This window comes from Flavobacterium sp. HTF (genome assembly GCF_003105115.1).
GTDB lineage: Bacteria > Bacteroidota > Bacteroidia > Flavobacteriales > Flavobacteriaceae > Flavobacterium.
Map to the genome: position 1 here is coordinate 49,398 of NZ_QETH01000015.1, position 12,547 is coordinate 61,944.

Below are 12,547 nucleotides of genomic sequence, written 5' to 3' on the forward strand. Positions count from 1 at the left end.
TTTTGTCGCGAATTACATTAATTTTCGCAAACTTATATTTGTTTTGGGATAACAAATTAGTGTAATTCGTGGCTAACTTTACTTTTTGAAACTGTTTTTGTTTTCTGTACTTTTACGTAACCAAAAAATATGTTTTGTCGAGTTCAAAAAAACAAGTAAGCAGTCTGCATGAAAAAGCTGGAATTTCACCTCCTGAAATCACCAATATTTCTGCTATCAGTCAAATTCAGAAAAACAGGAAAAAACAACCTTCAGCAGAAGAATTGATAAACGGTATTCTTGAAGGAAACAGAACGGCATTAAGCCGCTCTATTACTTTAATAGAAAGCACAAACCCTGAACATGCTGAAAAAGCAAACGAAGTTATAAAAGGCTGTCTTCCCTACTCTACAAAATCGATCCGGATCGGAATTACAGGTGTTCCCGGCGTTGGAAAAAGTACTTTTATTGAAGCTTTCGGAAAGTTCCTTACCGGGCTGGACAAAAAAGTTGCTGTTTTGGCGGTTGATCCCAGCAGTTCCCTTTCGCACGGAAGCATTTTGGGAGATAAAACCCGAATGGAAGAACTGGTAAAAGATGAAAATGCCTTTATAAGACCGAGTGCTTCGGGAGATACTTTGGGCGGTGTTGCCAGAAAAACCCGTGAAACGATCATTTTATGCGAAGCTGCAGGATTTGATACAATTATTATTGAAACCGTAGGTGTCGGACAAAGCGAAACTGCGGTTCACAGTATGGTTGACTTTTTTCTATTGCTAAAAATTTCAGGTGCGGGAGATGAACTTCAGGGCATAAAACGCGGTATTATGGAAATGGCGGATGCGATTGTCATCAATAAAGCAGATGGCGATAATATCAAAAAAGCAAATCAGGCGAAACTGGAGTTTAACCGGGCATTGCATTTATTTCCTCCCAAAAAATCAAACTGGCAGCCAAAAGTCACGACTTGCAGTGCTATTACAAAAGAGGGAATTTCTGAAATATGGGAAACTATTTCTGATTATTTTGAAATGACCAATCAAACCGGATACTTTCAGGAAAAAAGAAAAGAACAAAATCATTTCTGGATGATGGAAACGATCAATGAACAATTAAAACACAACTTTTACAATCAGCCTGAAATAATTTCAGAACTGGAACAAAATAAAAAAGCAGTACAAAATGATGAAATTTCACCTTTTGCAGCTGCGCAGGAGTTATTAAAATTGTATTTTAATAGAGGGACAGAGTAGCAAAGGTTCAAAGTGACAAAGTTTTATCTCCAAAATATTTACACAGTATTGTCATTCTGAGGAACGAAGAATCTTAGCTGCAAAATCGACAAGGAAAAGCCTAACTTTGCGGAGTTTCTTACGAAGATTCTTCGTTCCTCAGAATAACAAGATTATGGTATTTCTTTACAGAATTTCTAACCTTATCTTTTTCTTTATACCATATAATTAATATATGTTTTTCATTTAAATGGCACCCATTAAAACTTAAATTCTCTTATATTACTTATATATGGCAAAATCTATTTTTTTCTAAGCTTATATTTATTCTCCTTATACAAATTTCCTGCTGTAATAACGTGCGCTAAAGCATCTTTAGCTAATTCTTCGTCTAATTTCACAGGAATAAGGGTTGTATCATTTTTGATTTCAAATTGCAATGGTTTTAAATTTGGCTGCATGATTACCACCTGATTTTCTACCCTGAATGCATTGATATCATTAAACTGCATAATTGATCTTCCCGGAACAGACGGATTTAATTTATTTAAATTTCTTCCTACCATTGGAGTTTCAAACGGAATTCCCAAATAACCTAATAATGTTGGCGGAATGTCAATCTGGCTTGCCAGTTTGCTGTAAACTGACCCTTTTTGAACACCCGGTCCCATGATTAAAGCGGGAATGTGAAATTTATTGATGGGTACTAAATTTTTTCCGTAAGTCCTTGTGTTGTGATCTGCAATTACAATGAAAATCGTGTTTTTGAAATACGCTTCTTTTTTCGCCAGTTCAAAGAACTTTCCAATCGAAAAATCAGCATATTTCATCGCATTATTTACTGTTGCCGCTTTTTTATCGTAAGGTTTGATTCTTCCTTCCGGATATTCAAAAGGCTCGTGATTTGAAGTCGAAAACATCAAAGAAAAGAAAGGTTTGTCTCCTTTGGTTTTAAAATAGTTATTTGCTTTTGTCACTAAATCTTCATCCGAGTAGCCCCATGTTCCTTTGAAAGCATATTTATTTCCATCTGATTCAAAATCGGACTGGTCTACGATATCCTGAAAACCATTTCCGTTGAAAAATGAACCCATATTATCAAAATTCGCCATTCCGCCATAAATAAAACTGGTTGAATATCCTTTTTGTTTTAAGGCATCGGCAAGCGTAAAAAATCCTTGTTGTGAATTTCCAAGTTTTACAACACTTTCTGAAGGTGAAGGTAAAAATCCTGTTACAACTGCTTCGATTCCACGTACACTTCTTGTTCCTGTACAATATAAATTGGTAAACAATAATCCTTCTTTTGATAATTTATCAAATTCCGGAGTTAATGGTTTTCCGCCTAAAATCCCAACGTATTCTGCGCCTAAACTTTCCTGCAAAAAGATCACCAGATTATACGGTTTGTTTACCACTGTATCTGGCTGTTGCACATGCAAAAACGGGATTTCAGCATCTGTAAAATCAGACGGTCTCCCCATCATGTATTTTTTTACACGTTGTATTGCTTCAGCTTCATCCATTTTACCGTACATTTTGGTGTTTCCTTCATTTTTAATCGAGTAAGCTGCAAAAGCAACTGTGTAAAATGAATTTAACCCCAACGTATTGGTCAGCTGATCGGTAGAAAAAACAGCATTACTGGCGTTAATCGGCCGTTTGGAAGTAAGACTTGAGCGTGCTCCGAAAAACAATAAAAACGCAATGAATGGAAAAACAATTAACCTGAATTTATATTCTGTACTGGTAGTATAGAAAAGTTTTTTCCCTTTTTTGAACGCAAAATAAATCACAACTCCCAAAATCACGAATGTTGCGATTATAGAAGTCATATAACTTTTCAGGAGCATTCCTACTACTTCTTTCGGATAGATAAGATAATCCAGAAAAATCTTATTCGGACGCGTGTCGTATTGTTTTACGAAATCCGGAGAAGCCAATTCTACAAAAAGAATCAGAAACAGGAATAGAAAACTATAAATTACCAAAAATTTATTGGTCGCCTTAATCCATTTGTTCGGTAGAAAAGTGATCAGCAGAAAAGGAAGGAAAGACAAATAACATAGTAATATTAAATCCATTCGAAGACCGATTGGAAAAATATACCAGAAATTGGGTGTCTCTACTACTCTGTCCTTAAAAAGAAAGAATAAAAATATTCTGCTCAGGGTAGTAATTAGCAATCCGATTGCTATGAAATTAAATACAGGTTTTAAAAAACTAAATTTTTTCATTTAAAGGTATTAAAGTGTAAAAACAGTTTTAAAATAAAAAATTACTCTTCGTAACGATTTATTTCGCGGTCATAAAATTCATTAGCTTTTTCAATTAAACCTTCCATTTCTGCATTTAATTCAGCTTCATCAAGATCTTCAGCTTCTTCCAGAAACTCCACTTCATCATCTTTTAAATTGATTATAAAACGTGGATAATCAAGGTGAATGATAAAGATATCGTCTGGAAAATCAGTATTATCTCCAAGTAAAAATTTAGGTAATTCCATATTAATTTATTTTTTTAAGTTCCAAATTTAATTATTTGGAAATGAATTATTGATTAATTTTTTTGTTAAGTAATGAAAACGGATATACAGGAATATTGCTGCGGAAGTTAATCCCGCCAAAAGCCCGATCCATACGCCCTGCGCTTTTAGCTGTGTATATTCTGCCAAATAATAGGAAATCGGAAAACCAATTACCCAATAGGCAACAAACGTAATGTACATCGGTATTTTTACATCCTGCAGGCCTCGCAGCGCACCTAAAACCACTACCTGAATTCCGTCTGAAATCTGAAAAACAGCAGCAATCAAAAGTAATTTTGTTGCGATACTTATTACCTCAGTATTATCCACAAGCTGTCCGCCATTTTCCATATTCAAAAACAGGTAAGGCAAATAATTATGAAAAACTATAAATGTAAGGGCAAAAAAAGCTTCTACTATAATGGCAAGTAAAAAAATGGAACGTGCCACAACTACAAGGTTTTTATAATCTGCAAGGCCTCTTTGATTACTCACTCTGATCATGGAAGTTACGCTTAAACCCATTGCCACCATAAATGTTAGCGAAGAAAGGCTCAAAGCAATTTGATTGGCAGCCTGACTGGTTTTTCCGATATTACCGCAAAGCCATATGGAGGCTGTAAACAATACCACTTCAAAAAGCATTTGCATGGCAGAAGGAAATCCTATACTAATAATCTTTTTAATAGTTTCTTTTCTGATTTCGTTAAAACTGAATTTTTGAAAAAATCGTTTTAAATCATCTCTTCTTGAAAGCATAATATGCATGAACATTACCAAAAATATCCTTGAAATCACTGTCCCAAGTGCCGCACCTATAATACCCATTTTCGGAAAAAACCATATTCCGTAAATCAGCATATAGTTGATTCCCACGTGAAGAACGTTTGCCATAATCATGGCGTACATAGAATATTTTGTCAGCGAAAGACCGTCTGCAAATTGTTTGTATCCCTGGTACATGATTAAAGGAATCAATGAAAAAGCAACCCAGTCCAGATATGGTTTTGCCAGTACAATAACATCAGCAGGCTGTTCCAGCATTTCCATTATAGGCTTTGCCAGGACGACTATTCCAAAAAGCAGTAATCCTAATATTACACATAAAAATAAACCGTGATGAAATGCCGAACGTATTTTGGCATCATCTTTTTGAGCATCACCTTCGGCTACAATTGGGGTTATTGCGGTACAGAAACCAATTCCTAATGACATGGCAATAAAAATCATGCTGTTACCTAAAGAAACAGCTGCAAGTTCGGTACTTCCTAATTTCCCTACCATTATATTATCAACAATTCCGATCAGGGTATGGCCAACCATTCCTAATATAACCGGATATGCTAATCTTAAATTATATGAAAACTCTTTTGTGTATTGGGCTAAATTCAATTTGTATGCTTTTGAGCCGACAAAGATACTTAGAAGCTTTGAATTCTATTCTATTATTAAAAATATAAGCAAAAATTAAGAATTCGTCAAGAACCTGAGATTATATAACAATTCATAAAAATTATATAACGAAGCCCAAAGACTTAGATTCTACTTTTACATTATTAATAATTCAAAAAAAATTGTCATGAAGAAATCAGGAAAATTAAAACTTTTAAGCCTAGCATTTATTGCTTTTTTATACGCCAACACAACTTTCGCTCAGGACACAGAAGTTAAAAATTACGATCAGGGATTTAGATTAGGTTTCGGACTTAATGCGGGTGTACCAACAGACGGTGATTATGACTGGTCACTTGGGGGAGACGTTCGTTTACAATACGATTTGTCTAAAAGAACATCATTAACCCTGACTACAGGATTTACAAATTTATTTAATGGAGACGATCCAAACGGAAATGACATAAAAGATCTTGGATTTATTCCGGCAAAAGCAGGTTTTAAAGCTTTTATCTGGGAAGATCAGTTTTATGTGTTAGGTGAGGTTGGTGCAGGATTCGCTGTTACAAACGGATACGATCAAACTACTTTCTTATGGGCTCCAGGAATTGGATATGCTAACAAATACATTGATGTTAGTGTACGTTACGAAGGTTATCACGATTTCAAAACTGATCAGGTAGCATTACGTCTTGCCTATGGTTTTGACTTGTAAAAATACATTCATTTTTATTCTTTTGTTTTTGGTAAAACCCGGCAGTTGCTCATAGGCTGTCGGGTTTGGTTTTTTTATTACTTTTTCAATTCTTCTTTATAAATCTATTTTTTAAAAAGAGAAAAAACATAAATAGCAAACCCGACAGGTTTTAAAAACCTGTCGGGTTTATTTGGTATATAATTATCTAATTTATTACTTTCTCAATTCTTTCTTGTACATTTCAAAATTGTCTTTTATTTCTTTGTCAAGTTCAGGTTGTTGTATATCTGTATATTTTTGTAACTCTTCCCAGATAATTTTGGCTACAATATATCGCGCCATTTCTTTATCATCTGCAGGAACAACATACCAAGGGGCCTTTTCTGTCGAAGTTTTGTTTATGGCTTCTTCATAATATTTTTGATACTCATCCCAGTGCTCACGTTCTTTCAGATCTCCGGGAGAAAATTTCCAATTGTGTTTTCCTTCTTCCAGACGACGTAATAATCTTTCGCGCTGCTCTTCTTTGCTCAGATGCAGAAAAAACTTCATTATAATGGTTCCGTTTTCTGCAATATGTTTTTCAAAATTATTGATCTGGTCAATTCTTCGGTCCCAAAATTTTGGTTTTATATCGTCAACTGAATCTATTCCGGGTAAATTTTCGGCCAAAATAAATTCAGGATGCACACGTGTCACCAAAACATTCTCGTAATGTGTTCGGTTAAAAATGGCAAATTTTCCTTTTTCAGGAAGTGCAATATAATGTCTCCATAAATAATCATGTTCCAGTTCGGTAGAGTTTGGCGTTTTAAAACTATGCACCACTACTCCACGCGGATTGAATTCTTTAAAAACTTCGCGAATCAGACTGTCTTTTCCCGAAGTATCCATTCCCTGCAGGCAGATCAGAACACTGTATTTATTATAGGCATACATCACTTCCTGCAAATCGCTGAGTTTTGCCTGAACTTTATCTAATTTTGCTTCTTTTTCTTCATCATCGGCTTTTATATCTAATAAAGTTGAAATCTTTTTGAGATTCACTTTTTTGACAACTTTAAAATCATTCGGATCTATCGATTTCATATCTTTTTCATTTTTTATATTATAAATATAGTAATTTTACGAGTTCCGATAGCTATCGGAATTGCTATTGTTTGTAATACTTTTATTGCAATCAGCATTAGATTTAGTTCTCAAAACATCATTTCATGGAAAAATTCACATTAGAAATATTATTTCAAATCATCGGAATCGGTTCGGCATCAGGATTATTTTATAATAATGATGCACTTTATATTATTGGCGACAACAGCGGATTTCTGTACGAATACAATATGCAGAATCAGCAATTAAACCAACATCCTTTAATTGATAATCCGACTCAAAATATTCCAAAAAACTTAAAACCGGATTTTGAATCTTTGACACATCACAACGATACACTTTATGTTTTTGGTTCGGGTTCAACCGAAAACCGAAACAGAATGATTGAGTTTGATTTGAAAAACAAAACCGTTTTACAAAAAAATAATCTGACCGATATTTATGCTCTGATGCAAAGTTTCGGAGAAATAAAACCGGAAGATTTTAATTTGGAAGGTGCTATTTTTGATGGAGAAAACTGGTACCTGTTCAATCGTGGAAACGGAATTTCAAACAAAAACACCATTTTTACGATTCATGCCAAAAGTCTTGGCGAAGAATTTGCCCTGGTAGCAACCAATTACAAACTGCCAAAAATAAAAGGCGTTCGTTCCAGTTTTACCGATGCTGTTTTAGTCGAAGATAAAATCTATTTTCTTTCAACCGCCGAAGACACCAAATCTACTTATGATGACGGCGAAATCTTAGGAAGCTTCATCGGACGAATCGATCTGAAAACAATGAAAATTGATTTTACCCAAAAAATCACCTCATCCAATAAGTTTGAAGGTTTGACTTTCTATAAAAAAGAAAACAATAAAATAGAGTTTTTGCTTTGCGAAGATAATGACACAGATCTTTTGGAAACTAAGATTTTTAAATTGACTTTGCCGGTTAAATAAATCTTTGTTCCCGAAGCCTCGGGACTGCGTCTTTGCGAATCTTCGCGGTAAAACTATAATTGTAACACAGAGAATCTCAAAGTTATCACGGAGATTCACAAAATTTTTTAAATATATTCCTTTGATGAGGCAAATTTACAAAATCACCATAATCGCTTTATTCTTATTCAGTTTTTCAATTTATTCCCAAACGCAGGAAGCTATAATTTACTTTAAAGACGGAGATTCTATTGAAGGCTTTGCCGCATTAAAATTTAATAAAATAAAATTTAAAGTTGCTCCTGAAGACAAAGCCGATACATGGGATGCGGAATTTGTCAAAAAAATTACATTCATCGGATTTGACATGACAAGGACTTTTGAATACATTATCATAAGTTCCGGTAGTAAACCCACATTGGTAGAAACCATCGTTAAAGGTGAAGTTACTCTATATAAAAAACTAGGTTCAGATTACAATAATCTGTTTACAAATCCATTTGATGAACAACCTCTTACTTACTATAATCCAGGTTCCAATTTAAACAGGAATTCTCAAATGCAACCACAAGTATTTAATATGAAGGAACTTCCAGAGTTGTATTATGTTAAAAAAGAAAACGATAAATATCCAACTTGTTTAAATTGCGGCATTCTAAATGCATGGAGAAAAAACACTTCCAAATATTTTACTGACTGCGACTTTATCGTCAAAAAACTAAAAGGAGATAAATGGCTTTTTGAAAATCTTAAAGATATTGTAGAATTTTATAATGATATTTGTTTCGAAAAGTAATTTAAGCACTAATTTACAAGTACATACGCAAATTAAGCAAGCGCATTTACAGATAACCAAAAATAAAAAACAACTTTTTTTCATCTTCGTCCCAACCTTTTTATCTTTTTGCTTCTCTATATAAGAAAGACCATCATTGTGATAAACGAAACTCAAATAGCAAATTGTAAAAAAATGCACCGCGATGCCCAGCGTCAGGTGTACGAATACATGGCGCCAAAGTTGTACCGCCTTTGCAAAAGGTATTTAAAAAAGGAAGAAGAAATTGAAGAAGCGCTGGCCGATTCGTTTTTTACCATTTTTACCAAACTTGACCAGTTAAAAGAAGCCTATGCGTTTGAAGCATGGGCACGAAGAATAACGGTAAACCATTGTTTGGCATCAATTAAAAAAAACACCAACTTCAATATGTATCTCGACGACGTAAAACTGCTTTCGCAGCCCTCTGTTGACGAACTTAACACTTTAGAAGAAGAAGATTTACTTAATTTATTAAACCACATTCCTGATGGCTGTAAAACTGTTTTTAACCTTTTTGTTATAGAAGGTTTTGGACATAAAGAAATAGCCGAAATGCTGAAAATCTCCGAAGGCACCTCAAAATCACAATTGAATGCCGCAAAGACAAAACTGAAAGAACTGGTTAATAAATTGTATTATCAAAAAGCGAAATAGTCATGGACAATCAAGATAAATTATTCGATAAAATAAAACAAGCTTCGCAAAATGCGGAGTTCAAAGACTTTCCCGGAATGGAAAAAGTCTGGTCACGTGTTGAAGAAAAACTGGACAAAAAAGAAGATAAAAAAACAATTGCATTATGGAAAAAAATTGCAATTGCGGCTTCTCTTTTATTAATCATTTCTGTGGGTTCCCAATTTTTAAAAACAGAAAAAAAATCAAACATTGAAAATTCTAATGAAGTTGTGAATAGTGAAACTCCGAAAGAAGCAATTCAAAAAACGGATTCACAGAAAGATCAAATTGCAACTTCTGAAGATTCCGGAATAGTTTCAAAAACAGAAGCCGAAAAAATCCTGAATAATCAGATTAAGCAGCAGCCTCCGGTTGCAATTCATGTAACCCAGAGTCCAAATATCAATTCGTTACCTTATGAGCCATCTCCAGTAATTGTTTATAATGAGTCTGCTTCTGCTCCATCAGTATCTTACGGATATGAAGCCGAAAAAGATTCTATTACAAAGGACAAAGCTCTGACTTATGAATCTGCAAAATCTGCCAAAAAAGAATTTTATCGAATTGCAGATTCTGATAATGAATCTTTAAGAACTAAAAAAAGTGCCCCGTTGGTTATTCTTAACGGAAATGCGATGGCCCACACCGATGATGCCAAACGAGATAAAATGATGCAGGAAGAACTTCCTAATCTTAATCCGGAAAATGTCGAGTCCCTGGTAATCCTGGACGAACCCTTATATATCATCGACGGTATTTATTATTCTGAAAATGATTTGTTTGGCAAAAACCCAACGAGTCCGTACGCACCTCTGAATAAACAGGAAATAAAAACGATAACCATTTTACAGGATCTTGAAGCCACTTCAAAATATGGTGAAAAAGGGAAAAAAGGAGTTGTCATCATTACTACAAAAACAGGAAAACCGGCTTTGAAGAAATAGCCAAAACCCGAACATTAATTCTAAAACTTTATTATCATGAAAAGTCTAAAACTTATTTCATCAGCCATTGCTATGCTTATATGTTTCGTAAGCCTGGCACAAGAAAGAACTATTACAGGAATCATTTCAGATGAAACAAAACAGCCAGTTCCAGGCGTAAATATTCTCAATCAGAGATCTAAAGCTACAGCTTTTAGTAATTTTGATGGCCAATACAGTATTCAGGCTCAAAAAGGAGATCTTTTGGTTTTCAGCTATATTGGTTATGATACACAAAGACAAAAAGTACAGGATTCGAATACAATTAATATACAATTGCGTTCAGCACAGCAAACTTTAAATGAAGTCGTAGTGGTTGGTTATGGAACAAGCGATTCGGAATATGAAAATCGAAGTTATGATCGTGCTGAAAGAAGAAAAGAAAAAAGAGAAATTTCACAGGCACTTAAAGGAAAAGTGACAAGGGTTCAGGTTCAAAACAGTGTTGTTACAAACAATATGGCATATGCACCAAGTCAAAGTGTTGTAATACGTGGAACTGCCACTGTTTTGTCAAAAGATGAACCCATGTATGTTGTTGACGGAGTTCCTGTTAAAGCCAGTCAAATGGCAAAAATTAATCCGAATGATATCAAAGATTTAAAAGTGCTGAAAGATGATACCGCTACTTCGATTTACGGAAGCAAAGCTTCAAATGGCGTTGTTGTAATCTCTACCAAAAACGAGCTTTATAAAAATCTTTCGGAAAAAGAATTAGACAAAAAATTAAATATTACGCCAATTCCTGCCGAGCCGACTCAGGAAGATTATGATACTTTTGTTGAAAATGCTTTTGAAAGTCCAAAAACAGCTCCGCTTTCTACGTTTTCTATTGATGTTGATAATGCATCTTATACCAATATCAGACGATTTTTAAACAACGGTCAGCAAGTGCCAAAAGATGCGGTGCGTGTAGAAGAAATGGTTAATTTTTTCAAGTATACTTATCCACAGCCAAAAAACGAACATCCGTTTTCAATCAATACAGAAGTAAGCGATTCGCCCTGGAATGCAAATAATAAAATTTTGAAAATTGGCTTACAGGGAAAAAATATTCCAACTGAAAATTTACCTGCTTCCAACCTTGTTTTCTTAATTGATGTTTCGGGTTCAATGAGTGAGATGAATAAACTGCCTTTACTAAAACAATCTTTAAAAATACTGGTAAACGAATTACGTCCAAAAGACAAAGTAGCCATTGTGGTGTATGCGGGCGCTGCCGGAATGGTTTTGCCTCCAACTTCCGGAGACGAGAAAAAAACAATTATTGAGGCATTAGATAAATTACAATCTGGCGGAAGCACTGCAGGCGGCGCGGGAATCGAACTGGCTTATAAAACGGCAGCAGAAAACTTTATTAAAGGCGGAAATAACCGTGTAATCCTGGCAACAGACGGAGATTTTAACGTTGGAAGTTCCTCTAATTCTGATATGGAAACATTAATTGAAGAGAAAAGAAAAACAGGCGTTTTCCTGACTTGTTTAGGTTACGGAATGGGAAATTACAAAGACAGCAAAATGGAAATTTTAGCAGATAAAGGAAACGGAAATTATGCTTATATCGATAACATTCAGGAAGCAAACCGTTTTTTAGGAAAAGAATTCAAAGGTTCTATGTTTGCTATCGCGAAAGATGTAAAAATTCAAATTGAATTCAATCCAAAACAAGTACAGGCGTATCGTTTGATTGGTTATGAAAACAGAAAACTCCGCGCAGAGGATTTTAAAAATGATGCTATTGATGCGGGAGAATTAGGAAGTAATCATACTGTTACAGCTTTGTATGAAATTATTCCGGCAGGTACAAAAAGCAGCTATTTAGCCGAGCAGCCGGATGATTTGAAATATACTAAAACAGAAACAGGTTCTAATAATTACAGCAATGAACTGGCAACAATCAAATTCCGCTATAAAAAACCTGATGGAGAAAAAAGCATCGAAATGGTTCAGGTAATCGACAACAAATCGGTTGCTCTGGATAAGGCTAGTGATGATATGAAATTCAGTTCTGCAGTGGCCTGGTTTGGATTGAAACTAAGAGATTCAAAATTGATTGTCGAAAAATCTTCTGAAGAAATTGTAAGATTAGCAAGACAAGGAAATTCAAACGATGACGAAGGTTACAAAGCAGAATTTATTCGTCTTGTTGAAACTTCCAAGCAATATAATTAATAAATATTTTATTACATTTGGGTCTTATTCTAAAAAATTAATT

General features: G+C 34.5%; 11 protein-coding genes. 7 read left to right on the forward strand and 4 right to left on the reverse strand.

Annotation, left to right across the window (positions count from 1 at the left end; genetic code table 11):
* Positions 1–134: 134 nt before the first annotated feature.
* Complete coding sequence (gene meaB, locus DCO46_RS06895; protein WP_116751828.1) at positions 135–1,232, forward strand: methylmalonyl Co-A mutase-associated GTPase MeaB; 1,098 nt, start codon at positions 135–137, stop codon at positions 1,230–1,232.
* Positions 1,233–1,513: 281 nt separating this feature from the next.
* Here the strand turns inward: meaB and DCO46_RS06900 are convergent, their stop codons facing one another.
* Genes DCO46_RS06900 through DCO46_RS06910 form a run of 3 tightly spaced genes read right to left on the reverse strand, consistent with a single transcriptional unit; the run spans position 1,514 to position 5,130 of the window.
* Positions 1,514–3,448, reverse strand: a complete 1,935-nt coding sequence (locus DCO46_RS06900) for an LTA synthase family protein (protein WP_116751829.1) — start codon at positions 3,446–3,448, stop codon at positions 1,514–1,516.
* A 41-nt stretch (positions 3,449–3,489) separates the two neighbouring features.
* On the reverse strand, positions 3,490–3,717 hold the full coding sequence (locus tag DCO46_RS06905; RefSeq protein WP_072973177.1) for a hypothetical protein: 228 nt from the start codon (positions 3,715–3,717) through the stop codon (positions 3,490–3,492).
* A 27-nt stretch (positions 3,718–3,744) separates the two neighbouring features.
* Entirely contained in the window at positions 3,745–5,130 is a 1,386-nt protein-coding gene (locus tag DCO46_RS06910; RefSeq protein WP_116751830.1) for an MATE family efflux transporter, read from the reverse strand.
* 187 nt (positions 5,131–5,317) lie between these two features.
* On the opposite strand from DCO46_RS06910, the gene DCO46_RS06915 reads away from it, so the two are divergent.
* Positions 5,318–5,845 (forward strand): hypothetical protein, encoded by a 528-nt coding sequence (locus tag DCO46_RS06915; protein WP_116751831.1) that lies wholly within the window; start codon positions 5,318–5,320, stop codon positions 5,843–5,845.
* Positions 5,846–6,040: 195 nt separating this feature from the next.
* On the opposite strand, the gene DCO46_RS06920 is transcribed toward DCO46_RS06915, so the two are convergent.
* Positions 6,041–6,916, reverse strand: coding sequence for a PPK2 family polyphosphate kinase (locus tag DCO46_RS06920; RefSeq protein WP_116751832.1), 876 nt, complete (start codon positions 6,914–6,916; stop codon positions 6,041–6,043).
* A 125-nt stretch (positions 6,917–7,041) separates the two neighbouring features.
* On the opposite strand from DCO46_RS06920, the gene DCO46_RS06925 reads away from it, so the two are divergent.
* The 5 genes from DCO46_RS06925 to DCO46_RS06945 all read left to right on the forward strand — a co-directional run bounded on the left by DCO46_RS06925 (position 7,042) and on the right by DCO46_RS06945 (position 12,504).
* Positions 7,042–7,878: a DUF6929 family protein gene (locus DCO46_RS06925; RefSeq protein ID WP_116751833.1), complete on the forward strand. Its 837-nt coding sequence runs from the start codon at positions 7,042–7,044 to the stop codon at positions 7,876–7,878.
* A gap of 124 nt (positions 7,879–8,002) precedes the next feature.
* Positions 8,003–8,653 (forward strand): hypothetical protein, encoded by a 651-nt coding sequence (locus DCO46_RS06930; RefSeq protein WP_116751834.1) that lies wholly within the window; start codon positions 8,003–8,005, stop codon positions 8,651–8,653.
* Between the two features lie 174 nt (positions 8,654–8,827).
* Positions 8,828–9,328: an RNA polymerase sigma factor gene (locus tag DCO46_RS06935; RefSeq protein WP_116751859.1), complete on the forward strand. Its 501-nt coding sequence runs from the start codon at positions 8,828–8,830 to the stop codon at positions 9,326–9,328.
* Between the two features lie 2 nt (positions 9,329–9,330).
* Entirely contained in the window at positions 9,331–10,293 is a 963-nt protein-coding gene (locus DCO46_RS06940; RefSeq protein WP_116751835.1) for a hypothetical protein, read from the forward strand.
* Positions 10,294–10,329: 36 nt separating this feature from the next.
* The gene (locus DCO46_RS06945; protein ID WP_116751836.1) at positions 10,330–12,504 is read left to right on the forward strand and encodes a VWA domain-containing protein; all 2,175 of its coding nucleotides are present in this window, start codon (positions 10,330–10,332) and stop codon (positions 12,502–12,504) included.
* Positions 12,505–12,547: the final 43 nt, after the last annotated feature.